Raw genomic sequence first — 25,963 nt, 5'->3', positions numbered from 1 at the left:
GCTGTGTTAGCATCCCCGATCCCAGCGAACCACATCGTTCGACGCGACGCATCTGTGCAGCGCGCGTCGTCGCCCTCCGCTACACCCCATGTATGGCCTAAATCCCGCGCAAAGTGCCGCCGTCACCTATCTCGACGGCCCCTGCCTCGTGCTCGCCGGCGCCGGCAGCGGCAAAACGCGTGTCATCACGCAGAAGATCGCCCATCTGATCGAGGCAAAAGGCTTTGAGCCACGTCACATTGCAGCAGTCACCTTCACGAACAAGGCGGCAGCCGAAATGCGCGAACGGGTCGGCAAGCTGCTCGAGGGCAAAACGCTGACGACGCCCGGCAAGGAAGGCCGCAAAGTGCCCGTCAATCAGCTGACGGTATGCACATTCCATTCACTGGGCGTGCAGATCCTGCGTCAGGAAGCGGCCCATGTCGGCTTGAAGCCGCAATTCTCGATCATGGACGCGGACGATTGCTTCGCCATGATCCAGGAGCAGATCGGCACGACGGACAAGGGTCTGATTCGCAGGATCCAGTCAATCATCTCGCTGTGGAAAAACGGCATGGTCACGCCGGAACAGGCCAGTGTGCTCGCGCAGAACGAGGACGAGATGCAGGCGGCAATCGTGTTCCGCCATTACGCGGCGACACTGCACGCGTATCAGGCGGTAGACTTCGATGACTTGATTCGGCTGCCCACGGAATTGTTCCGCGACAATGAACCGGTGCGCGACAAATGGCAGAATCGGCTGCGCTACCTGCTGGTGGACGAATACCAGGACACCAACACGTGCCAGTACGAGCTGCTGAAGCTGCTCGCTGGCCCGCGCGCGGCGTTCACGGCAGTCGGCGACGATGACCAGGCGATCTACGGCTGGCGCGGCGCGACATTGGAGAACCTTGCGCAATTGCAAGTGGACTTTCCCCGTCTGAAGGTCATCAAACTCGAGCAAAACTACCGCTCGACGGTGCGCATCCTGAACGCCGCGAATAGCGTGATCGCGCAAAACCCGAAGCTGTTCGAAAAGAAGCTGTGGTCCGAGCATGGCATGGGTGACACCATTACCGTGACGCCATGCAATGACGAGGAGCACGAGGCAGAATCGGTGGTGTTCCGTCTGTCGGCGCACAAGTTCGAGCGCCGCACACAATTCCGCGATTATGCGATCCTATACCGGGGCAACTTCCAGGCCCGGATCTTCGAGCAGGTGCTGCGCCGCGAGCGTATCCCGTACGTGCTGTCAGGCGGACAGTCATTCTTCGATCGCGCTGAAATCAAGGACATCTGCGCCTATCTTCGGCTGATCGCTAACCACGACGACGATCCGGCGTTCATCCGCGCGATTACCACGCCGCGCCGCGGCGTGGGCAACACGACGCTGGAAGCACTCGGTTCGTTTGCCGGCCAGGCGAAGGTGTCGCTGTTCGAGGCAGTCTATATGGGCGGCATCGAGGCGCGGCTATCGCCGCGTCAGGTCGAGCCATTGCGGGTATTCTGCGATTTCATTCAGCGCATCGCGGCACGGGCCGGCACCGACCCGGCAACGACGCTGCTGGATGATTTGATGGAAGCCATCCATTACGAAGCGTACCTGTATGACGCATTCGACGAGCGCCAGGCGCAGACTAAGTGGACAAACGTGCTCGAGTTCCTCGAATGGCTCAAGAAGAAGGGCACGAAACCGGAGCGCGACGCCACGCTCGGTGGATCCGGCACGCCGCGCGGCGAGGACGCCGACGACGATGACGATGACGAACAACACGCATACGGCTACGAGAATGCGGACGGACTGGCCGATACCGGCAAGAACCTGCTGGGTTTAATTCAGACCGTCGCGCTGATGTCAATGCTCGATGGCAAGGACGAGGATCCGGACGCGGTACGCTTGTCCACCGTCCATGCGTCGAAGGGCCTCGAGTATCCGCACGTGTTTTTGGTGGGCGTCGAGGAAGGCATTCTTCCGCACCGCGGTGGCGCCGATGATGAGCCGATCGACGACGCGCGGATCGAGGAAGAGCGCCGCCTGATGTATGTCGCAATCACGCGCGCACAGCGCAGCCTGCATCTGAACTATTGCAAGAAGCGAAAGCGCGCGAGGGAGACGCTCGTGTGCGAGCCGTCCCGCTTCATTGCGGAAATGCGTCTGGACGATGCGCCACCTCCCACGCCGGATGAAGCACCGATGACCCCCAAGGACCGGCTAGCGAGCCTGAAGGCGCTGCTGCAGAAACAGCCAGGCTGAACACCGTCACGTCACGCCGCGCATCACGTCCGCATTGAAGAAAAGAGGGGATGCCATGCCGCAGCTTCGTGTCGGTCTGATTGGATAGGGCTATGCCGGCCAGACGCTCCATGCACCGCTGCCGGTCAGCGCCTGTGATGCGGCCTCGGTATCCTCGGCAGCGCGTCAACCTTCGGCTTGCTGGATGGTTCATCGGCCCGGTCGTGATGACCGTGTTGATGACGTTGTGGCGCGATTGGGCTGATTGACACAGCGGCGCGCGTCGCGCACAATCGCCACGCGCGCCGGGAGAGCGTGCCGGCTTGGTGCGACGAATCACAAGCCGGTGCCGCCGAAGGGGCAACCCACAAACTCTCAGGCAAAAGGACCGTGCGCGCCGGACCGCCGACTCGTCGTCGCGCGCCGCGCCGCCCGTCGGCGCGTGTGCGCCAACCGGTCGGCACCGCACTCTGGAGAGCGGTAGTAGCAGCCGTGCGCGTGCAAACGCAGCGGCGCAAGCTACCCACCGAAGGGGCGCGCGCCGATGCGTGGCAGGCAAGCCGCGCGGCGCAATCTCTCAGGTACCGAGGACAGAGGGGTCATGCATGCATCCACCGCTGCCCGGATGCTCGTGCGCCTTTTTGTGTTCGCGCTACTGAGAGCTTTCATGACTCAACTCAAGACCACCCCGCTCAACGCGGTCCATCGTGCGCTCCATGCACGCATGGTCGACTTCGGCGGCTGGAACATGCCGGTGAACTATGGCTCTCAGATTGACGAGCACCGCGCGGTGCGCAGTGACGCCGGCATGTTCGACGTGTCACACATGTGCGTCGTGGATATCGCCGGCGCTGGCGCACGGGCGTTTCTGCGCATGGCATTGGCCAACAATATCGACAAGCTGCAAACGCCGGGTCGGGCACTGTACTCGTGCATGCTGAACGCAAGCGGCGGGGTGGTCGACGATCTGATCGTGTACTACTTCGCCGACGATGCGTTCCGCGTCGTAGTCAACGCCGGTACCGCGGACAAGGACATCGGCTGGCTCGGGCAACTCAACGCGGAAGGCAGCTTCGGCGTCACGCTGACGCCGCGCCGGGACCTGGCGATCCTCGCCGTGCAAGGCCCGAATGCGCGAGTGAAGGTCGGGCAGGCCGTGCCGGCGGTGCAGCAGCCGGGCGAAGCGCTCAAGCCCTTTAACGCCGCGCGTGTGGACGGCACGCCGTTCGGTGCACTGATGGTCGCTCGCACCGGCTATACCGGCGAGGACGGCTTCGAACTCATTGTCGAGGCCGCGCACGTGCAAGCATTGTGGCAAGCGCTCGCCGCGCAGGGCGTTAAGCCATGCGGCCTGGGCGCACGCGATACGCTGCGGCTGGAAGCCGGCATGAATCTGTACGGGCAGGACATGGACGAAAACGTGTCGCCGCTTGACGCCGGCCTCGCGTGGACCGTCGATTTGTCAGGCGAGCGCGATTTCGTCGGCAGCGCGGCGCTGCGCGCACAAGGTCAGCGCGCGTCGTTCGTGGGCCTGGTGCTGGACAAAGACCCGCAGGGCAAGCCGGCGGGTATCCTGCGTGCACACCAGAAGGTGCTCACTGCACACGGCGACGGCGAGGTCACCAGTGGCACGTTCTCGCCGTCGTTGCAGCAATCCATCGCATTGGCGCGTGTGCCGACAGCCGTGTCGGCCGGCGACACAGTACAGGTCATGATCCGCGACAAGGCGTTGCCCGCGCGGGTGGTTAAACTGCCGTTCGTGCGCCACGGCAAGCCGCTCATCTGACGCGGCGCGCCGCCACCGCCAAGCGCCGGGCACGGTTCGCCTGCGCCGCGCCGGAGCACACCGATTCACGACCTCAACGATATTAGGAGCCACCCATGACTATCCCGGCCGAACTCAAATACACCGAATCTCATGAGTGGATTCGCAAGGAAGACGACGGCACGCTCACCATCGGCATCACCGACCACGCGCAGGAAGCGCTGGGCGACGTCGTGTTCCTCGAACTCCCGGAAGCCGGCAAGCAGGTCGAGGCCGGCGACGCGATCGCAGTGATCGAGTCAGTCAAGGCGGCCTCCGACATCTATGCACCGGTTGCCGGCGAGATCGTCGAGTCCAATGACGCGCTGATCAGTGCGCCGGACCAGGTCAACGGCGCGCCGTACGAGTCCTGGTTATTCCGTATCAAGCCCGCGGACACCGCCGCGATGGACTCATTGCTCGACGCGGCCGCGTACGGCCAGGCGATCGGCGCCTGATTGACCTCAACGGGTCCACGCCGGCCCCGCGCATCGCGGCGGCGTGGACCGACAGGATTTCGATATGAAGCCAGAGCACCCGGATCACCTGATGAATCGCGCCCCCCGTCCCACGCTCGCCGAGCTTGAACGACACGACGCTTTCGCCGAACGTCACATCGGGCCTAGCGCCGACGATCAACGGCAGATGCTGGCGGTGCTCGGCTTCGATCACCGCGACGCGCTGATCGACGCGGTGATGCCGCCGAGCATCCGACGTCGTGACAGCCTGTCGCTTGGCGAATTCACCGCGCCGCGCAGCGAGGCCGAAGCGCTCGCGCGACTGCGCGAACTGGCGCGCCAAAACGAAGTGTTCCGCAGCTACATCGGCCAGGGCTACTATGGTACACATACACCTGCGGTGATCCTGCGCAATGTGCTCGAGAACCCGGCCTGGTACACCGCCTATACACCATACCAACCCGAAATCTCGCAAGGCCGGCTCGAGGCACTGCTCAATTTCCAGCAGATGGTGATTGACCTGACTGGGCTGGACACTGCCAATGCGTCGCTGCTCGACGAAGGCACAGCGGCGGCCGAGGCCATGACGCTGCTGCAGCGCGTGGGCAAGCCGCGCTCGAACGTGTTCTACGTGGCCGACGACGTGCTACCGCAGACGATTGAGGTGGTGCGCACGCGCGCACAGCCGGTGGGCATCGACGTACGGGTCGGCCCTGCCGCGGCGGCGGCACAAGCCGGCGCGTTCGGCGTGCTGCTGCAGTATCCGGGCGTCAACGGCGACGTGCGTGACTATCGCGACCTGGCTGCCGCGATCCATGAAGCCGGCGCACACGTGGTCGCCGCCGCCGATCTGTTGGCGCTGACGCTGTTGACGCCGCCTGGCGAATGGGGTGCGGATGTCGCGGTGGGCACCTCACAGCGTTTTGGCGTGCCACTCGCGTTCGGTGGCCCACACGCCGCGTATCTTGCCGTGCGCGACACGTTCAAGCGGCAGATGCCGGGGCGGCTCGTCGGCGTGAGCGTCGATGCACAAGGCAAGCCTGCGTTGCGGCTGGCCCTGCAAACCCGTGAGCAGCATATCCGTCGCGAGAAGGCGACCTCGAACGTGTGCACCGCGCAGGCATTGCTAGCCATCATGGCCAGCATGTACGCGGTCTATCACGGTCCCCGAGGTCTGCGGCAGATCGCCGAGCGCGTGCACCGCATTGCGGCGATTCTGGCGGCCGGCGTGCGGCAACTCGGCTACACGCTTGCCAATGACACGTTCTTCGACACGCTAACGATCGAGTCGGGCACGCGCACCGAAGCGCTGCACGAAGCTGCGCGCGCGCGGCGGATCAACCTGCGCCGGATCGACAGCGCGCGCGTGGGCGTGTCGGTCGATGAGACGACGACGCGTTTGGACCTGGCTGATTTGCTCGCGCTGTTCGCCGAAACAGCCGGCACGGCGCCCGCGCTCGCTGGCGTGCAGCCGGACACCATGCCCGCGCAGGCCGGCGCGCCGACGTTGGACATCGACGCGCTGGATGCCAGCGTCGAAGACGCGCTGCCTGCCGCGTTGTTGCGTCGCAGTGCGTACCTGACGCATCCGGTGTTCAACCGCCACCACTGCGAGACGGAAATGCTGCGCTACCTGCGCCAGCTCGCCGACAAGGACCTTGCACTGGATCGCGCGATGATCCCGCTCGGTTCGTGCACGATGAAACTGAACGCCACGTCGGAGATGCTGCCCGTCACGTGGCCTGAGTTCGCGCAGATCCATCCGTTCGCGCCCGCCTCGCAAACCATCGGCTATCGCAAGATGATCGAGCAGCTCGAGCAGATGCTGGTGACGTGCACCGGCTATGCCGCAGTATCGCTGCAACCGAATGCCGGCTCACAGGGCGAGTACGCCGGATTGCTGATCATCCACGCGTACCACGCGTCGCGCGGCGAAGGCCATCGCAACGTTTGCTTGATCCCGGCTTCCGCGCACGGCACCAATCCGGCATCCGCCCAAATGGCCGGCATGCAAGTTGTAGTCGTCGCGTGCGATGCGCAGGGCAATGTCGACGTCGAGGACCTGAAGACCAAGGCCGCACGCCATGCAGACAAGCTGGCGGCGATCATGATCACGTACCCGTCCACGCATGGCGTGTTCGAGCAAAACGTGCGAGAGATTTGCGAGATCGTCCACGCGCATGGGGGCCAAGTGTACGTTGACGGCGCGAACATGAACGCGATGGTGGGCCTAACCGCTCCGGGTCAATTCGGCGGCGACGTGTCGCACCTGAACCTGCACAAAACCTTTTGCATCCCGCACGGCGGCGGCGGCCCAGGCGTGGGCCCCGTCGCGGTGGCCGCCCACCTGGCGCGCTTCCTGCCGAACCAGCGTTCGGTCGGCTATGTGCGCGAAGGCGCGGCGACGCCAGCCGGCAATCCGGACGGGATCGGCGCGGTCTCGTCGGCGCCGTACGGCTCAGCCGCCATCCTACCGATTTCGTGGATGTACATTGCGATGATGGGCGCGCGCGGCCTCAAGTCGGCGACTGAAACGGCGATCCTGAACGCGAACTACATCGCCAAGCGCCTCGCCCCGCACTACCCGGTGCTGTATTCGGGAGCCGGCGGCCTGGTCGCGCATGAATGCATCCTGGACTTGCGGCCGATCAAGGACGTAAGCGGCATCACCGTTGACGACGTCGCAAAGCGGCTGATCGACTACGGTTTCCACGCACCGACGATGAGCTTTCCGGTGCCCGGCACGTTGATGATCGAGCCGACCGAGTCAGAATCTAAGGCGGAGCTGGACCGTTTCATCGACGCGATGATCGCGATCCGCGACGAAATTCGCGCGATCGAGCAAGGCCACGCTGACCGAGACGACAACCCACTCAAGCACGCACCACATACGGCCGCGGTCATTGGCGCCGACACGTGGCCTCATGCCTACGGGCGCGAGCAGGCTGCGTATCCCGTCCCATCGCGGGCGGCCAGCAAGTACTGGCCGCCCATAGGCCGCGCCGACAACGCGTACGGCGATCGCAATTTGTTTTGTTCGTGCGTGCCGGTCTGCGACTATGCGTAGCGAGGCACTGTCACGTTAGCGCCGAGCAAACCCCATGCGCTCAAGCCCAAACGCGACAGAAAGGCTTGCGTGCGCTGCGGATCGCGACGCCGTCGCGACCGAAAATCGGCACGAATCAGCGCACGGAAACGTATCGTTTGCGTGAGCCATCCACGAAGAAAGGCTAACATCTCGATCCGAGCGCAGCCCAGAGAGTGAAGCCCAGAATAGTGGACACGTTCCGATCTGATCCAACATGCCGCCGTGCCGCCGCACGCACTACAATCGTGCTCGCCGCGATGGCGGGCCTGCTGGGCCCGCTCTGCGCGGTGCCGGTGCGCGCGGCGATGAACTTTTGCGCGGCGCCGGCACTGCAGAACAGCGAGCGCACCCATGCCGACCCCGGGGTGCGTGCGCTGGTACAACAGACCTTGGTAGGGCTCAGCGACGCGCCGCGCGCGGTAGCTCAGTTGCATACCGAAGGCACGCTGCCCCACCAGGGCCTCTACGACCAAACTGTCAACGCACAAAAGGATTTCCAGCTGATGCGCAACGCCGCGCTCGCGTGGCGCGCAACCGGCGACGAGCGCTTCCTGCGTTATGTCGCGCGCCTGCTTGACGCCTGGGTCACGACTTACCAGCCAAGTTTCAATCCGATCGACGAGACGAAGCTCGATGGCTTGATTCTCGCGTATGACCTGACCGCCAGCGCACTGCCGGTCAAGACTCGCAACGCGACGATCGCGTTCCTGCGCAAACTGGCGCGCGGCTATGTCGAGCGCATCGACAGTCAGCCCCGGCCACTCCGACATACGTTCGCGAACAACTGGCAGAGCCATCGCGTCAAGCTGATCGCGATGGCCGCGTTCACACTGGATGATCGCAAGTTGATCGATGCCGCGCAGCAGTTGTTCGTGGAACAGGTCGGCACAAACATTGCCCCGGATGGCACAACACGAGATTTTGGCGAGCGCGACGCGCTGCACTACGTGACCTATGATTTGCAGCCGTTGGTGATGGCCGCGCTGGCCGCGCGCCGGCACAACCGCAACTGGCTGCGCGAGCGCAGCGCCTCCGGGGCGACGCTGGAGCACGCGCTCGATTGGCTCGTCCCGTATGCGCTCGGCCGCGCGAGCCATGAGGAGTTCGTCCACAGCCGCGTGTCGTTCGATGAAACACGCCGCGCCGCCGGATTGCGCAGCTTCAGTGGCACGTGGGACCCTCGCAGCGCGGCAGAGCTGTTTCATCTCGCCGCGCGGCTAAACGGGCGGTACCAGCCGGTGGCACTGCACCTGGCGCCGGTGCCGCCGCCGTGGCTCGCCGCATGCCTGCCACTGCCCGCGCGCTCGAGCGAGCGATGAAACAACGCGGGCGCAACATCGACATTGCAACCGCCTGCCCCGCTGAACCAGCCGCGGGCGTGGCGTGACACTTCTGGAGTCGCCATGGCCGTCAGCGTATTCGATTTGTTCAAGATTGGCATTGGCCCGTCAAGCTCGCACACGGTCGGCCCGATGCGCGCCGCACTGCTGTTCGCGCAAGGCTTGCAGCGCGACCTCTTGCTGCCGGCCACCGCATCGGTCAAGGTCGAACTCTATGGCTCGCTCGGCGCGACTGGCAAGGGCCATGGCACCGACCGTGGCGTCATGCTCGGCCTGCTTGGCGAGGCACCGGACACCGTGCAGGCCGAGGCGATCGCGGACAAGCTCGAGCATGTCGCCTCGTCGCGCACACTTGCGCTGCTCGGCACGCATCCAGTTCCGTTTCTGCCGAAGGAGCACATCGTGTTCTACCGGCAGGCGTTGCCCGAGCATCCGAACGGCCTAAAGCTGCGGGCGCTCGATGCCGCCGGCAGCGTGCTGCGCGAGTCGACCTATCTATCCGTGGGGGGTGGCTTCGTGGTCACGGCCGGTGCGTCCAACACACGCGTGCTTAATGCGCACGAGCAGCTGCCACACCCTTTCTCGACCGGCAGCGAGTTGTTGCAGCGATGTACGCAAACTGGGCGCACCATCGCGCAGCTGATGTTCGAGAACGAGCGGGTATGGCGCAGCGACGACGCGATCCGTGCCGATCTGCTGCGTATTTGGGGCGTGATGCAGTCATGCGTCGCGCGCGGTTGTGGCATCGGCAATCCTGCAGCAGACGGCAACCTGCCGGGCCCGTTCCAAGTGCGCCGGCGGGCGCCGCAGTTGTATCGCGACCTGTCGGGCAAGCCCGAGGTGGCATTGCGCGATCCGCTGTCGATGGTCGATTGGATCAATTTGTACGCGATTGCGGTCAACGAGGAAAACGCAGCCGGGGCCCGTGTGGTGACAGCGCCAACGAACGGCGCAGCTGGAATCATCCCAGCCGTGCTGCATTACTACACGCGGTTCGTGCCCGACGCAAATGACACGGGCGTCATCGATTTTCTGTTGACCGCCGGCGCGATCGGCATCCTGTACAAGCTCAATGCATCGATCTCCGGTGCCGAGGTCGGTTGCCAGGGCGAGGTCGGGGTCGCCTGCTCGATGGCGGCCGGCGCGCTGGCCGCGGTCATGGGGGCGACGCCCGCGCAAGTCGAGAATGCAGCGGAGATCGGCATGGAGCACAACCTGGGATTGACCTGCGACCCGGTGGGCGGCATGGTGCAAATCCCCTGCATTGAGCGCAATGCGATGGCCTCGGTCAAGGCCGTCAATGCCGCGCGGATGGCGCTGCGCGGCGACGGCTCACACTACGTGTCGCTCGATTCGGTGATCAAGACAATGCGCGAAACCGGCGCCGACATGAAAACGAAGTACAAGGAGACGTCCCGCGGCGGCCTCGCCGTGAACATCGTCGAGTGCTGACGCAGTATCAATCCGGGCGCTATCCGACTGCACCAAAGCAACGAGCCCCGCTCGGGGGCCCGTGCATTCACGCTGCCGTTCGACCCGCCCGCCCGAGTCATCCACGCACGGGCGCTCAGCGGCGACTTACTTACCGCCCACGCTTTGCAGCGGGGTCCATTGGCCGTTGACGACCTTGTACAGCGTGATGCCACCGTTCTTTAGGTCACCCTTCGCGTCATACGCGACGTGCTTGGCCGTGACGCCCGACATGTCGGTCCTCGCCAACGCCGGCAGGTACTTCGCCGGATCGGTCGAGTTGGCCTTCTTCATCGCTTCGAACAGGGCCATCGCGCCATCGTACGCATACGGCGAATAGGTCTGTACCTCTTCGCCAAAACGCTTCTTGTACTTCGCGACATAGTCCTTGCCCCCCGGCATTTCTTCCAGCGGCAGGCCTGCCAGCGACGCGATCGTGCCGTTGGCGGCGTCGCCCGCAAGCTTCAGGAACGTGTCGGTCTTGACCATTTCGCCGGCCATCAGCGGCGTTTTGATCCCTAGCGCCTTCATTTGCTTGACCATCGGGCCGGCTTGCGCGTCCGCGCCGCCATAGTAGACTAGATCCGGCGTCAACGATTTCACCTTGGTGAGGATCGCCTTGAAATCGACCGCTTTGTCGTTCGTGTACTCGCGCTCCAGGATCTTCGCGCCCGAGGCCTTCGCGGCCTTCTCGAACTGATCGGCCAGGCCCTGGCCATACGCGGTTCGGTCGTCGATAATCACAACCTTCTTCAGTTTCAGCGTCCTCGCCGCAAACGTGCCAGCCACCGAGCCTTGCTGCGTGTCGGAAGTCATCATCCGGAACGTCGTTTTGTAGCCCTGCTGCGTGTATTCCGGCGCGGTTGCCATCGCGATCTGCGCAATCCCGGCATTCGCATAGATGCGCGATGCCGGAATCGTCGTCCCAGAGTTGAAATGGCCGAGCATGCCCTTGATACCATCATCAACGAGCTTTTGCGCAACGGTTGTGCCGGTACGCGGGTCGGCCTGGTCATCGCCGGTGTCCAGCACGATTTGCACCGGCTTGCCGCCGAGCACCGGCTTGGTTGCATTGAAGTCTTCGATCGCGAGCACGATGCCGTTCTGCATGTCCTTGCCATAGTGCGCCTGGGCGCCGGTCATCGGTGCGGCAAAGCCCACCTTCACTTGCTCTGTCTGCTGCGCGTGCGCTACGCTCCCCGCGACCGACAAGGCGGCGAACAACGTCGCGCCCGTCAGCTTTTTCATCGTGTGCTCCATCGAGACATCTCCTTTTGGCTTTAAGGGTGAGGCGTCGCCCGGCGTCCGCCGTGCCCCGCCTCACTTTGTGTCAAGCGACCAAATGGTATTCAGCCGATTGTCATCAAACTGGCATTACCGCCCGCCGCAGCCGTGTTGACGCTCACCGAACGCTCAGTCAACAGCCGCTCAAGCGCATAGTCGTCGCCGAAGGCATCCTCGTCGAACGCGCCGGTCACAACACTCTGCACGCTGACGATCGGGCCGCCGCGCGCGGCGATCTGCCGTACTAGCGATTGCAACGCATCGCTGTCGCCCTCAAACAGCACGGCATCATACTCGACGCCGAGGTCACCGTCGCGGCTCACCGCCGCGTAGCTGCGCAACGCGACTGGCAACGCACCGACCAGTTGCTCGCCGCTCGCGCCGATGAACAACGCGCGGTTGCCGGTGGCCAGCACCGCCGCCAGCTGTGCGCGTGCGCCGCTGGCCGTCGACGCGATGCATAATACCGTGCCACGTGCGCTGAGCGCATAAGTGTTGCGCTCCCCGGTCGGGCCCGGCAGCGTGGCCGTGGCACCGGCGAGCACCTGGCTCAGGTAGCCGTCGCAACGGGCAGCGAGCTGGACATCGCGCTCGCCGAGCAACCAGTCGCGAAACGCCGTGAGCGCTGCCGCCGGTCCGCCGTCGGCCGGCGTCTCCTCGCTCAGCGACCTGGCCAGCGACGCGGGTATGCCGTTCGGACGCTTAGCCAGCAGCCGATACAGGTACAGCGGTCCGCCCGCCTTCGGCCCCGTGCCCGAGAGCCCTTCTCCGCCGAACGGCTGCACGCCGACCACCGCGCCGATCACGTTGCGGTTCACATAGATATTGCCCACATGCACGCGCTCGATGACGTGGCCGATCGTCTCATCGATTCGCGTGTGGACCCCCAGCGTCAGCCCATAGCCGGTCGCACGGATGGCCTCCAGCAGCGATTCCAGCGCATGGCGGCGGTAGCGCACCACATGCAGCACCGGCCCGAACACCTCGCGCTCCAACTCGTCGATGCTGTCAATCTCAATCAGTGTCGGCGGCACGAACATGCCATGCTGACAGCTGTCCGGCAGCGGCAATTGGAACACCTTGCGGCCCTTATCGCGCATCGTCGCGATATGCGCTTCGATGCCACGCTTGGCTTCGGCATCGATGACCGGGCCGATATCGGTGGATAGACGATCTGGATTGCCAATCGACAATTCGCGCATTGCGCCGGTCAGCATCTGCAACGTGTGCTGCGCCACGTCATCCTGCAGGCACAACACGCGTAGCGCCGAGCACCGCTGGCCGGCCGAGTCGAACGCCGACTGCAGCACGTCCGCGACGACCTGCTCGGGCAGCGCCGACGAGTCAACGATCATCGCATTCTGGCCGCCGGTCTCGGCGATCAGCGGAATCGGCTTACCGTCCGGATCCAGCCGTTCGGATAGCGTACGGTTGATGAGGCGTGCGACCTCGGTGGAGCCAGTAAACATCACGCCACGGGTACGCGGATCGGCGACCAGCGCAGCGCCCACCGTCTCCCCGTCGCCGGGCAGCAATTGCACGGCGCCAGTGGGAACGCCGGCCTCGTGCAGGAGACGCACCGCCTGCGCGGCGATCAGCGGCGTCTGCTCGGCGGGTTTCGCCAGCACCGTATTGCCGGCGGCCAACGCCGCCGCGACCTGGCCCATGAAGATCGCCAGCGGGAAGTTCCATGGACTGATACAGACGATCAGCCCAAGCGGACGGTGCGTGTCGTTGGAAAACTCGCCGCGGATCTGGCTCGCGTAGTAGCGCAGAAAATCAATCGCCTCGCGGATCTCGGCAATCGCATTCGGCAGCGATTTGCCCGCCTCGCGCACGACCAGCCCCATCAGCGTATGGATCTGCGCTTCGAGCAGGTCAGCGGCGCGGGTTAGGCAGTCGGCGCGCGCCTGCACGGGCGTGGCCTGCCAGATCGGCGCGGTGGCGAGCGCGTTAGCGAGCGCGGCTTGCACGTGCTCTGCTGTCGCGTCCACCACCGTGCCAACCACGTCGCGCTGATCGGCGGGGTTGCGCACCAGACGCGGCGTGCCGCTCACCACCTCGCCGGGCTGCAGCGTCGGTGCGGCATGCCACATCACGTTGGTGCTCGCAAGTAATGCTGACGACAGCGATGCGAGGCGATGCTCGTTGGACAGGTCCAGCCCCATTGAGTTGGCCCGTTCGCTGCCATACAGCGCGCGCGGCAACGGAATCTTCGGGTGCGGCGCACCGAGCGGCACAATCCGTGATGCCTCGTCGGCAGGATCCGCCACCAGCTCGGCCACCGGCACCGACTCATCGGCAATCCGGTTCACGAACGATGTGTTCGCACCGTTCTCCAGCAGCCGACGCACTAGGTACGCGAGCAGTGTCTCATGGGTGCCAACCGGTGCATACACGCGGCATGGACGATTGAGCTTGCCGCGGCCGGTCACTTCCTCGTATAGCGGCTCACCCATCCCGTGCAGGCACTGGAACTCGTACTGGCCCGGATAATAGTTCTGGCCCGCCAAATGGTAGATCGCCGACAACGTGTGGGCGTTGTGCGTGGCGAATTGAGGGTACACCGCATCGGGCACGCCCAGCAGTTTCTTTGCACACGCGAGATAGGACACGTCGGTGTAGACCTTGCGGGTGTAGACGGGGTAGCCTTCGAGCCCATCCACCTGCGCCCGCTTGATCTCGCTGTCCCAGTACGCGCCCTTGACCAGCCGCACCATCAGGCGATGTCGGCTGCGGCGGGCCAGATCGATCAAATAGTCGATCACGAACGGACAGCGCTTCTGGTACGCCTGCACGACAAAGCCGATGCCGTTCCAGCCGGCCAGCTCCGGATCGGAGCACAACGCCTCGAGCAGATCCAGCGAGATCTCCAGCCGGTCCGCTTCCTCCGCATCGATGTTCAGGCCGATGTCGTAGCGGCGCGCCAGGCGCGCCAGCGCTCGCACTCGCGGCAGCAACTCGCTCATCACGCGCTCGTACTGCGCGCGCGAGTATCGCGCATGCAACGCCGACAGCTTGATCGAGATCCCCGGTCCGTCGTAGATGCCACGCCCGCCAGCGGCCTTGCCAATCGCATGGATCGCCTGTTCGTACAATGCATAGTAGTGCTGAGCGTCTTTCTCGGTCGTTGCCGCCTCGCCGAGCATGTCATACGAATAGCGGAAGCCGCGCGCCTCGTATTTTCGGCTGTTCGCCAATGCCTCGGAAATCGTCTCGCCGGTGACGAACTGCTCGCCCATCAACCGCATTGCCATGTCCACGCCCTTGCGGATCAACGGCTCGCCACCCTTGCCGATCATCCGCGTAAGTGCGCGCGACAGGCCCGCTTCGCTGTTGGTCTCAACCAGCTTGCCAGTGATCATCAGGCCCCATGTCGCGGCGTTCACGAACAGTGATGGGGCATGGCCGACGTGCGACTTCCAGTCGCCCTTGCTGATCTTGTCGCGGATCAGCGCATCGCGCGTGGCCCGGTCCGGAATCCGCAGCAGCGCCTCGGCCAGACACATCAGCGCAACGCCTTCCTGGCTCGACAGCGAGAACTCATGGATCAATCCTTCGACGCCACCGCCGGTACGCTTGGCGCGCAACGCCTCGACCAAGCGCGTGGCGAGCACCTGCACGTCGCTGGCCAGCGGCGGCGCCAGCCGCGCTTGCCCGATTAGGAACGGCACACACTCCGGCTCCGGACGTCGATAGGCCGCGGTGATCGCCGCACGCAGCACCGACTGCGGTTGCACGTTCTGCGCAAGTTCCAGGAACGGGTGCGACGCGTCGTCGTTCGGTTCGATGCCCGACTCGCCGGCGTCAGCTACTTCATGGGACAGCGACAACTCGGGGGGCAGCGTCCCATGCTCGATTTTCTCCAGGTACGCGAAAATTGCCTGCTTGATCAGCCAGTGCGGCGTGCGCTCCAGACGCAGGGCCGCTTCTTTAAGTCGGGTCCGCAGCGGATCGTCGACCTTAACGCCAAGGGTGGTGCTAGCCATGATTCCTTTATCGGCGTTGCCGCCGGACCACTCGAAAAAATCTGGCTGATCGTACTTTGTACATTAAAAAGGTGCAATCTTTTCCGGCTGAAGGTTGCCACTCCATAAATTGTTTATTTACAAGGGGTTAAGAAGTTTCGCCCGCAACAAATCAAGCGGCTAGGCGTCGGTGTTTTCCCTAGTCATCGAGGCGAGAGGCACCGCCGTTAACAAGAGGGAGGGCGCAGCAAGACGAGACAAGCGCATCACACTCGTCGCGCGTCGATACGAGTTAATCGTCGGGCCAGCGTCGGCGGCTATCGGCCACGCCAGGACCCAAGCAGAAACTAAACACGGAGAGACCTGCCATGGTGTGCTCGAGACTTTTTGCGTCGGCGTCGCGGTGCCGGCAATCGGCACAACTGCCGTACACCCGCATCGGCTCGCCGACACACACGCCGCTGCGGCGCTCGCCCGTCACCGGGGAATTCATTGGCCGGAAACAGCCCAGTAGCTACCGGACACGTGCACTGGCAGCACGCAGCCGGCTACTGCGTTGACGGTGCCGCTCGTCTCCGCCTTTCGGCTCGGTCTTTCCGTTCCGATTTCTGTCTTTCCGCTCCGATCGTCCAGGGCAGGCGCCGTCGGCGCTGCCGTGCGATCCGGTCCAGTCAAACTGCGGCGCACTGTAGTCGTCTAACTTTCTCGGACAGGTCAAGTGTTGGCCATCTTTGCTTGGGTACAGTGCAGCCGACGAACGCGGGCTTTATCGCATTCATGCGATAGAGCGAGGAGAGTCGCTTATCGAATATCTCTGGCAGCATACGGCTTCATATTCCTATTCTGCAAGTCATTCCGACGCTCAACCAGCCAGGGCTCCGGTTCCGCAAAGCTCAGCCACTTTAACTGGACTGGGGACGACTTAAACTGCGGCTGTTGGCTGACAGGATCGCGGGCATAGGTCGTGTGTTGATTGGCCGCTTGATGGCCTTTGCCGAAATGGAAGGGAATAAACAATTCTCCGGGCCGCACCGTGTCGACGACCATCGCCGGCCCTTCCCATCGCCCGCGCATCGACGACACTTCCACCCAGTCTCCAAGACAAATGCCCAGCCGTTGCGCATCGTCGGGATGGATTTCAACATAGGCATTCGGCACACGCCGATGCAGCGCTTCAGAACGTCCGGTCTTGGTTCGCGTGTGGAAATGGTAGACAACACGCCCTGTCGACAAAACGAAGGGATATGACTCGCTTGGCGGGTTGGGCGGCCGGCGCCATTGCGCTGGCCGCAGGAAAGCACGCCCGTTGGGATCGATGGCCTTGTATTGCGCGCGCGTGTGCTTGCTGCCGGTGAGAAAATCGGCGCCGTAGCTTTCGCAGTCGTCAATCCCGGTCCAAAAATGTAGATCCTCATATAGCCGCTCGCTGCCCTCCGGGTGCTGTTCGTTGCAGGGCCAGCGCACGCCGCCCTTCTTCAACAACAACTCGTAGGTCATTCCTGAGTAATCGCACGGCCGGCCCTTGGACACGCGGCGCCACTCGTCGAACGCCTCCGATGGTTCCCGATAGCCGATTAGCGGTTTGCCGTCCCGATCCTTAAAACCAAGACGGTGTGCGACCTCGACGAAGATTTCGAGGTCGGTGCGGGCCTGTCCCGGCGGTTCGACGGCTTTGCATAATAAATTGACAGTGCGGTCAGCATTTGTCACGCAGCCCGTCTTTTCGCCCCACATGGCCACGGGAAAGTAAATGTCGGCCAAAGCAATCGTGTCAGCGTCGACAAAAGGATCCTGTACGACCACGAACAACTGCTCCAGGATGCGCCGCGTACGATTCTGGTCAGGCAGGCTGACAATTGGATTAGTGCCGATCACCCACAGGAATTCAATCTCCCCGCGCTCGGCGGTTTCGAGCATCGTGACGATATCTTTCGGTACCTCAGGGTGGAACGTAACGGGGTCGATATTCCAGAGTTCGGCCAGCTCCCGCATATGGGTGAGGTTATGGGGATTACGATAGCCGGGGTAGGAGCCGTCCGCCCCAGCTTCCCGGTTCGACATGGCGGAGGGCTGTCCCGCCATTAACAAGGGGCCCGCGCCGCGCTTGCCGATGGCACCGCGCAGCAGATGCACACTGTTGACCAAGGAAGAGGATGCGGTCGCCTCCACAGCCTGATAAAACCCCCCTGCAGCACGGTAGAAAACCATGCCGCTCTGTACTGCCTATCCATTGCGCCGCCGTCTCCAGCGCGGTGATCTCAATACCGCAGATGTCGGCCACGCGCTGCGGCGAATATTCGGCCACGACCGACTGCATCAGCTCGAAACCGACCGTGTGCTTGCGCACAAAATCGAGATCGACCGCGCCGTTGCGAATTAGCAGGTGGATCAGCCCGTTCATCAGCGCCACGTTGGTGCCAATTCGGATTTGTAAATGGAGGTCCGCTCCCTGGCGCACAGTCGGACTCTTGCGCGGATCCACTACAATGATACGGCCCTGGTTGCGTTGTTTTGCCGCGAGCATCCGCTCCCACAACACCGTCTGAGCCTCGGCAACATTGTGGCCATAGAGGCATAGGAGTTCTGCCTCATCAATGTCGACGTAGGAAGCAGCGGGACCATCGGCGCCAAAATTGGCCATCAGCCCAGTGGCCGCAGTCGCTGTGCACAGCCGCGTGTTGCCATCAATGTTTGACGACTGCAGGCCGCCTCGCCAAAGCTTACCCAGGGTATAGAACTCCTCCAAGGTCAGTTGTCCGGAGTTGTAGCACGCGAGATTCCCGTGGCCCTGTTCCCACGCATCTTGAAATTTTTGCATAAAGAAGGCCAGCGCCTCATCCCAACTCACCGGCTCTAGCGGCGCACCCTTGGCACGCCGGACCATCGGTTGCCGCCCGCGTCGGCGACTTTCGTTCGCCACCCAGGCATGCTTGCCCTTGGGGCCAAGGTGCCCGAAATTCACCGGATGATCTAGCTTGCCGCGAACACCCACGATGCGCCCGTCCTTGACAGCGATTTCCAGACCGCAGCCATTAGAACAAAGTATGCACGCGGAATGAACCCACCGATCAGGTTCACCGAGACAACTGATATTCTGATCCTGACGGGGCTCCATGCTCGCTCTCCCTAAACATTTCTTTTGGAAGAGCAACCCATATTCCCACGTAACGCAACAACACGGTCAGCGTCAGAATCGTCACGGTTACCCCAACCCCGTCGGGGTGACTTGCCTTCGGCACAAATAGGGCCAGTCGGAACCTAGTAAAGTTCGTTCTCAAAGATGAAGATGAACACGAAAGAGCGCTTTGTAGTGGCCAAGTTGTTTTGAACAGGCCGATGGGTTCTTTCACTGTTGGTTTCGCCGGCGCCACGCCATACACGCTCAGATATCCAGCGGATCGACTTCCACATTCCAGCGCAGGGCCCCTTTGAGTTCGCGCAACCGCGGCACCCACGCGTGCAGCGTACGCTGCAGCGCGGCACGCGAAGCGCTTTCGAGCAGCAGCTGTGCGCGGTGCACGTGCATCACCTTGACGATGTTCAGCGGCACCGGATCATAGCGCGTCACGCACTCGGCGCCGGGTACCGCGTCAAGTATCGCGGCAGCCTCATTGAGAAACCGCAGCGCATCGTCCAAGCCGCGCGCTTCGGCGCGCAGCAGTGCCTGAAAAACGAAGGGCGGCAGATGCGCGTCGCGCCGCTCGGCCAGTGTCGTCTCGGCAAAGCCGACGTAATCGTGGCGCGCCAGCGCCGCATATAACGCGTGCCGCGCATGTCCGGTTTGGATCAGCACCTCGCCGTGGGTGCCGCCCCGCCCAGCCCGGCCCGAGACTTGCATCAATTGCGCGAACAGCCGTTCTCCCGCGCGAAAATCATGCGAGAACAACGCGGCATCCGCATTCAGCACGCCGACCAGCGTGACCCGTTGAAAGTCATGTCCCTTCGCGATCATCTGTGTGCCAACCAGGATATCGACATCGCCGGCATGCACCCCGGACAACAACGCCTGTGCACTGCCCTTGCGCCGCGTGCTATCCGCATCGATGCGCAACACTCGCGCACCGGGCACCGCCGCACCGAGCGCCTCCTCGATACGTTGCGTACCGCGGCCGAACGGCGCTAGATCGACGTTGCCACACGCCGGGCATGCTCGCGGGATGCGACTTTCCCCACCGCAGTGATGGCATCGCATGCGCTGCTCGGGCCTGTGCAGCACCACATACGCGCTGCAGCGCGAGCAGCCTGCGACCCAGCCACACGCGTCGCAGGCCAGCACCGGCGCGTAGCCCCGGCGGTTCAGGAACACCAGGCTTTGTTCGCCACGCGCCAAGCGCTCTTGCAACGCTTTCACGAGCGGCATCGATAACCCATCCGCGCGATGGCGACCCGTCTGTTTCTCCGCCTCCATGTCGATTAGCCTGACCCGAGGCAACGTCGCGTCCGCTACCGCGCGCCGCGACAACGCCAACGTCGTGTAGCGGCGCTGGCACGCATGCCACCATGTTTCGAGCGACGGCGTGGCCGAGCCGAGCACGACGGAGACGCTCAACTGCTTGGCCCGCCACACCGCCAGGTCCCGTGCGGAGTAGCGCAGCCCTTCTTGCTGCTTATAGGCGGGCTCGTGTTCCTCATCGACGATAATCAGTGCCAGCCGCGGCAGCGACGCGAGCACCGCCATCCGCGTGCCCAGCACGATCCGCGCACCGGCGGCGTGCGCCGCCAGCCAATTACGCGCTCGCTCACCGTCCGCCAGACCACTGTGCAAAGTCACCAAAGCGGTGGCCGGCCAGTGCGAAAAACGCGCCCGGAATACCGCTTCGAACTGCGGCGTTAAGTTGATCTCCGGCACCATCACCAGCGCCTGCGCATCGGGCCGACGGGCGAACAAGGCAGCCAAACTGTGCAGATACACCTCAGTTTTGCCACTGCCGGTCACGCCATGCAATACGAACGGCGCGAAGCCTCGGGCGGCGTCGATCGCCTCGACCGCCGCCCGCTGTTCAGCATTAAGCTCGGGCACCGCGCACGGGTCCAGCCGCGACGAGACATCGTGCCCGGGCCGCCCCGGCGGCTGCGTCGTGTCGCTCATTTCCAATGCCTCGACGGCGCCGCGCCATTGCACGTGAACCCATCCGTGCTCCTGCCACTGCTCGAGCGTCGCAACGGCCTTCGGGTGGATCGCGCGGGCATCGTCAGCGCCCAGCGTGTCCGCCCGCAACAATGCCTGGGCGAGCCGTCGCAACGCCGTCGCGCGGGCCGGCAACGCGTCAGGCAACCTATCGCGCCCGGCCGTCGTCAGCCGATAGACCGGCTCACGCGCGAACAGCCGTGGCCAACGGGCCGCATCGCGCAACGCCTGCGGCAACGCTGGCAACGCCACTTCGCCGCGGCCGCGCTGATAGTAATCCGCAGCAAACGCGATCAATTGAAGCCAGTTTGCGTCCAGCGGCGGACAATCGATGCACGCGCTTTGGACGTCTCGCAATCGATCCTCTGGCACGTCAGTCGCATCCGCGACCTCGATGACCAGTCCCACTATCTGCCGGCGGCCAAATGGCACTTGCACGAGCATGCCGGGCAGCGGCTGCGACGGCAAAGTCCAGCGGTAGTCGTACAGTGCCGAAAGCGGATGGTCCAGCGCGACTCGAACGTAACGAAAAAGCGTCGGTTGCATGGGTCGTGTGTCGGCGCAGCCACGGCGATCCGAGCCGGCGCGGCGAAGCGTCACCGAGAGGGGAGACAAGGCAGCGTAAAGTTAAAGTAAAACATCGCAACCACCGCTAAGCCATGGATTCATCGTAAAAATTTATGATCGCTCGGCATCCTGTGGATAACTTTGTGTAAAAGCCCGCGGCCACCCCCGTGGAGCGGCCGAGCGACGCACATTTCGCCGAGATCGGGCTTTGCGTCGGCTCGATCCAGATTATTTTACAAATCAAGGATTTAGAAAAATAATTTGCGCGTGATGCTACTCTGCTACGCCAAAATTCACGATGTGACAAAGGTGGCAAAAAAATGTGTATAAGTGGCCGCCAGCAGGTGTTGACAAGTCGCTACTACCGCGGTTTGCACAAGTCCAGGCCCCTGACGAACAGGGTCCACGCTATGGCATTGCAGCAACGGCCGGCGATCATTCGACGGCACGCATTGCGCGGCTGTACTGGTGTACTTCGTCGACCAGTTCGGTAACCGCCTGCACTGGCGTGAATTGCGAAATGCCATGCCCGAGGTTGAATATGTGCCCCGGGTGATTGCCGTAGGCGTCCAGCACCTGACGAGCCTGGGCGCGAATCACCTCGGGCGGGGCAAACAACACGTTCGGGTCAAGATTGCCCTGCAAGGCAACCCGGCCGCCCACTCGCGCCCGTGCCCGCGCCAGATCGACGGTCCAGTCCAGCCCCACCGCATCGACGCCGCTCGCGGCAATCGCCTCAAGCCACTGCCCGCCGCCCTTGGTAAAGGCAATTACGGGGACAGGCTCGCCATCATGTTCACGCTTGAGCGCCGCGACGACCTGGGACATGTACTGTAGTGAAAACGACTGGTAAATGCGCTCGGCCAGCACGCCGCCCCAGGTATCGAAGATCATCACCGCTTGCGCGCCGGCATCAATCTGTGCATTCAGATAATCGGCGACCGCGCGCGCATTGACCTCCAGGATCCGGTGCATTAGATCGGGCCTGGCATACAGCATCGATTTCACGGTACGGAAATCGTCACTGCCACCGCCCTCAACCATGTAGCACGCTAGCGTCCACGGCGACCCGGAGAAGCCGATCAGCGGCACGCGCTGACGGCCATCGGCGCCCACCAGCGCGCGACGGATCTGCGCAACCGCATCGGTCACGTAGCGCAACGTCGCATCGATGCCGGGCACGGCGAGCCGGGCGACGTCGGCCTCGGTGCGGACCGGGTGGGCAAAGCGTGGGCCCTCGCCGGGCGTAAATTCAAGTCCCAGCCCCATCGCATCGGGGATCGTCAGGATGTCCGAAAATAGGATTGCCGCATCGAGCACATAGCGATCGAGCGGCTGCAGCGTCACCTCGGTTGCGTAGTCGGGCTGCTTGGCCAAACCGAGGAAGCTGCCCGCACGGGCGCGCGTGGCGTTGTACTCGGGAAGATAACGGCCCGCCTGGCGCATCAACCAGATCGGCGTGTACTCGGTCGGTTCGCGCCGCAGCGCGCGCAGGAAAGTGTCGTTGGCGAGATTGTGAGGCACGGTGCGCTCTGCCCAGGAAAAGCACCATTTTAACGGACGCGCGCCGCGCATCGGCGATTCGAGCAATGGATGCCGACTCGCCTATGATGGACGGGCCTCGGCGTTTCAGCGTTTCGACGTTTCGGTGCGTTAGTGCGCCGTGCACGCATGCGGCACGTTAGGACTCTAGCAGGTTCCGATGCCGGTCCCGCCGTCCCAAGGAGACGCAATGAACGGTTTGACCCGTTTGATCCGTTCATGCGGTGCTTGTGGAAAAACGTGAACGACCGTAACACAAGGCCGCAGCGCACGCGTGTAGCAACGGCCGCACACACTATCGGCTACCTGTGGTCCAAATATTTTAATTAAAAGGCAAAGGCTGCGGAAATAAATAACTTGCAAATGGCAGACGAAAGGAAGTTACAACCTGAAACACTTTGTTACCCCACGGGCGGCGGGTTTCCCCCAAAATGCTTCCATTGGTTTCCAACACGGATGCGGTCTACTGTGTCGTATGAGCGGATGCGACGCGTGAACACCGGTCGGCACTGCCGACGCTCTGCTGCGCAGGGACATCTTTGTTGGCACCGCGTCAGACGCGGTAACACAATGCCACCCATGGTCTCCTCGCGCTAACCCCGTAGCGTGTGGTTTTTAGCGGGCTCCGAGCCCGCTTTTTTTTGCCCACGCTGGCTGCCTACGCGGTCTTGTCCAACGATAGCTTCAACTCGTCTATCATTTTGGCGCGCATCACGAATTTCTGCACCTTGCCCGTTACCGTCATCGGCAAGTCCGACACGAATCGGACGTATTTCGGGATTTTGTAGTGAGCGATCTGGCCATGGCAAAAATCTCGGATATCCTCCGCGGTCGCCGTCTCGCCAGGCCGCAACACGATCCAGGCGCACAGTTCCTCCCCATATTTCGCGTCCGGCACCCCGAAGACCTGCACCGACTGTATCTTTGGATGCCGAAACAATAATTCCTCGATCTCCCGCGGATAAATGTTCTCGCCGCCACGGATCACCATGTCCTTGAGTCGTCCTACGATATTGCAATACCCCTGCGCGTCCAGCGTCGCCAGGTCACCCGTATGCATCCAGCCGTCGATGATCGACTCGCGCGTCTTTTCGTCGTCGCCCCAATAGCCCTGCATTACCGAATAGCCTTTGGTGCAAAGCTCACCAGTCTGCCCGACCGGCACAATATTGCCCAGCGCATCGATGATCTTCGCCTCCAGGTGCGGCTGAATCCGGCCCACTGTCGTGGTGCGCTTTTCGAGCGGGTCCGACGCCGCACTCTGGAATGAGACAGGGCTCGTCTCGGTCATCCCATACGCAATCGTGATCTCACCCAGGTGCATGCGTGCGACAACCCGCTTCATCGTTTCAATCGGACACGGCGAGCCAGCCATGATGCCGGTGCGCAGCCGACTCAAATCATAGTGCTCGAAATCGGGGTGGTCGAGCTCGGCAATGAACATCGTCGGCACGCCGTGTAGCGCCGTGCATCGCTCGTCCGACACTGCGGCAAGCGTGGCCGCCGGATCGAATCCTTCCCCCGGGAATACCATCGCGGCACCAGTGGACACACAGGCGAGCACCGCAAGCACCATGCCGAAACAGTGATACAGCGGCACCGGGATGCACAACCGGTCCTGCTCCGTTAGACGCATCGACATCGCGATGAAGCGCGCGTTATTGACGATGTTGTGATGGGTCAACGTCGCCCCCTTCGGCTTGCCGGTGGTGCCGCTAGTGAACTGGATGTTGATCGGGTCATGCGCGTCGAGCGTGCCGCTTATCGCGGCGAGGTGCGCCATGTCCAGGCGGCTGCGGCCTTGCTGCACCAGATCGTCGTAGCAAAGCATGCCCGGCGTCCGGCCGGCGCCCATCCTGATCACGTGGCGCAGTTCGGGCAGGCGCGCCGCCTGCAATTCCCCCGGCGCGTGCTGCGCAAGTTCCGGTGCAAGCGTCTGCAGCATCTCGAGATACCGCGACGTCTTGAATTGCTCCGCGGCCACAATCGCGCGGCAGCCGACTTTGTTCAACGCATAGTCGAGTTCAGCCAGCCGATAGGCGGGGTTGATGTTGACGAGGATCGCGCCGATGCGCGCGGTCGCAAACTGCGTGACCAGCCATTCGACGCGATTCGGCGACCAAATACCGACCCGGTCCCCCTGGCCGATGTCCAGCGACGCAAACCCAGCCGCCAGCGCGTCGACCTCCTGGGAGAATTCCCGCCACGTCCAGCGCACGCCCTGCTCCCGGAACACAACGGCCAGATGGTCAGCGAAGCATCGCGCGGTCTGCCCAAGAAACTCGCCCACCGTTGCCCCGGACAGTAGAACATCGGTACGGCCACGAACGTAGGACAAGCCGTTCTTGGGCTCGATTTGTGCCGGCGGCAAGGCGAGTGCAGTGGTCATTGTCGTCTCCGGTTTCATCCGCTGAGTCGTTCAGGATGACCTTTACGTATTGGGAAGCTTTCAATCGCATTGTGTGACTGTGGAATATCACATTGAGCATCGATTGAACCCGGACGCAACCACAACGCTTAAAAAGACGAAAAAAAACCCACATCGCTCGATGTGGGTTGTTCACACTGGCGCGGCCGCGAACTTGCCGCAGCCCCCTCCGGGTCAATGCTGTCCGCGACGACGACGCAGTTGCGCGATGGCCGCGAGTTGAGCCGTGGCATAGGCCAGTTCGGCTTGTGCCGTAGCGTACTCGAGGTTCGAGTCGGTGTTCTGCAAGGCCTCTTCGGCACGCTTGCGCGCCTGCTCGGCCTTCGCTTCGTCCAGTTCCGCGCCACGGATCGCGGTGTCCGCGAGCACCGTCACCGCGCCGGGCTGCACTTCGAGGATACCGCCGGCAACGAACACGAACTGCTCGTCACCATTCTCGTCCTCGATACGCACGGAGCCCGGGCGGATACGCGTGATGAGCGGCGTGTGGCCGGGCAGGATGCCCAGTTCACCCGCTTCGCCCGGCAGCGCGACGAATCTCGCGTGTCCCGAGAAAATACTTTCCTCGGCACTGACGACGTCTACTTTGATGGTTGCCATATCGACTCCTGGTTGAGCGTGAATCGCTGGGGTGGGCACGGCCAGTTCTGACTCTCCCGGCGCCCTCAAAAAGA

14 protein-coding genes and 2 riboswitches are annotated in these 25,963 nt (G+C 63.2%); of the genes, 6 read left to right on the top strand and 8 right to left on the bottom strand.

The window, feature by feature from the left end; translation table 11 throughout:
* Positions 1–88 precede the first annotated feature (88 nt).
* The 6 genes from RBRH_RS00620 to RBRH_RS00590 all read left to right on the top strand — a co-directional run bounded on the left by RBRH_RS00620 (position 89) and on the right by RBRH_RS00590 (position 10,354).
* Complete coding sequence (locus RBRH_RS00620; protein ID WP_013433927.1) at positions 89–2,233, top strand: UvrD-helicase domain-containing protein; 2,145 nt, start codon at positions 89–91, stop codon at positions 2,231–2,233.
* 275 nt (positions 2,234–2,508) lie between these two features.
* Positions 2,509–2,612: riboswitch (glycine riboswitch) on the top strand.
* A gap of 60 nt (positions 2,613–2,672) precedes the next feature.
* A riboswitch (glycine riboswitch) is annotated at positions 2,673–2,816 on the top strand.
* A 63-nt stretch (positions 2,817–2,879) separates the two neighbouring features.
* Positions 2,880–3,998 (top strand): glycine cleavage system aminomethyltransferase GcvT, encoded by a 1,119-nt coding sequence (gene gcvT, locus RBRH_RS00615; protein WP_041753964.1) that lies wholly within the window; start codon positions 2,880–2,882, stop codon positions 3,996–3,998.
* Positions 3,999–4,093: 95 nt separating this feature from the next.
* Positions 4,094–4,474, top strand: a complete 381-nt coding sequence (gcvH, locus tag RBRH_RS00610) for a glycine cleavage system protein GcvH (protein WP_013433925.1) — start codon at positions 4,094–4,096, stop codon at positions 4,472–4,474.
* 64 nt (positions 4,475–4,538) lie between these two features.
* Complete coding sequence (gene gcvP, locus RBRH_RS00605) at positions 4,539–7,541, top strand: aminomethyl-transferring glycine dehydrogenase (protein ID WP_013433924.1); 3,003 nt, start codon at positions 4,539–4,541, stop codon at positions 7,539–7,541.
* Between the two features lie 278 nt (positions 7,542–7,819).
* Positions 7,820–8,881 carry an alginate lyase family protein gene (locus RBRH_RS00595; protein ID WP_083813408.1) on the top strand — a complete coding sequence of 354 codons (1,062 nt, stop codon included), beginning with the start codon at positions 7,820–7,822 and terminating at the stop codon, positions 8,879–8,881.
* A gap of 84 nt (positions 8,882–8,965) precedes the next feature.
* Positions 8,966–10,354, top strand: coding sequence for an L-serine ammonia-lyase (locus RBRH_RS00590; protein WP_041752944.1), 1,389 nt, complete (start codon positions 8,966–8,968; stop codon positions 10,352–10,354).
* Positions 10,355–10,480: 126 nt separating this feature from the next.
* Here the strand turns inward: RBRH_RS00590 and RBRH_RS00585 are convergent, their stop codons facing one another.
* The 8 genes from RBRH_RS00585 to RBRH_RS00550 all read right to left on the bottom strand — a co-directional run bounded on the left by RBRH_RS00585 (position 10,481) and on the right by RBRH_RS00550 (position 25,889).
* Positions 10,481–11,632, bottom strand: a complete 1,152-nt coding sequence (locus tag RBRH_RS00585; RefSeq protein ID WP_013433920.1) for a branched-chain amino acid ABC transporter substrate-binding protein — start codon at positions 11,630–11,632, stop codon at positions 10,481–10,483.
* A gap of 89 nt (positions 11,633–11,721) precedes the next feature.
* Positions 11,722–15,645 carry a trifunctional transcriptional regulator/proline dehydrogenase/L-glutamate gamma-semialdehyde dehydrogenase gene (putA, locus tag RBRH_RS00580; RefSeq protein WP_013433919.1) on the bottom strand — a complete coding sequence of 1,308 codons (3,924 nt, stop codon included), beginning with the start codon at positions 15,643–15,645 and terminating at the stop codon, positions 11,722–11,724.
* Between the two features lie 780 nt (positions 15,646–16,425).
* Positions 16,426–17,751 carry a molybdopterin oxidoreductase family protein gene (locus RBRH_RS20865; protein ID WP_269764296.1) on the bottom strand — a complete coding sequence of 442 codons (1,326 nt, stop codon included), beginning with the start codon at positions 17,749–17,751 and terminating at the stop codon, positions 16,426–16,428.
* Complete coding sequence (locus RBRH_RS19980; RefSeq protein ID WP_269764286.1) at positions 17,636–18,739, bottom strand: molybdopterin-dependent oxidoreductase; 1,104 nt, start codon at positions 18,737–18,739, stop codon at positions 17,636–17,638. Before RBRH_RS19980 ends, RBRH_RS20865 begins: the two co-directional genes overlap by 116 nt.
* A 267-nt stretch (positions 18,740–19,006) precedes the next feature.
* The gene (locus RBRH_RS00565) at positions 19,007–21,298 is read right to left on the bottom strand and encodes a primosomal protein N' (protein ID WP_041752941.1); all 2,292 of its coding nucleotides are present in this window, start codon (positions 21,296–21,298) and stop codon (positions 19,007–19,009) included.
* A 456-nt stretch (positions 21,299–21,754) separates the two neighbouring features.
* Positions 21,755–22,894: a uroporphyrinogen decarboxylase gene (gene hemE / locus RBRH_RS00560; RefSeq protein WP_083813407.1), complete on the bottom strand. Its 1,140-nt coding sequence runs from the start codon at positions 22,892–22,894 to the stop codon at positions 21,755–21,757.
* A 625-nt stretch (positions 22,895–23,519) separates the two neighbouring features.
* The gene (locus RBRH_RS00555; protein ID WP_041753962.1) at positions 23,520–25,250 is read right to left on the bottom strand and encodes an AMP-binding protein; all 1,731 of its coding nucleotides are present in this window, start codon (positions 25,248–25,250) and stop codon (positions 23,520–23,522) included.
* A gap of 213 nt (positions 25,251–25,463) precedes the next feature.
* Positions 25,464–25,889: a F0F1 ATP synthase subunit epsilon gene (locus RBRH_RS00550; RefSeq protein WP_041752940.1), complete on the bottom strand. Its 426-nt coding sequence runs from the start codon at positions 25,887–25,889 to the stop codon at positions 25,464–25,466.
* Positions 25,890–25,963: the final 74 nt, after the last annotated feature.

It is taken from the genome of Mycetohabitans rhizoxinica HKI 454, assembly GCF_000198775.1.
GTDB lineage: Bacteria > Pseudomonadota > Gammaproteobacteria > Burkholderiales > Burkholderiaceae > Mycetohabitans > Mycetohabitans rhizoxinica.
The sequence above is the reverse complement of the archived record's forward strand: the minus strand, read 5'-3'. Positions and strand labels throughout refer to the sequence as shown.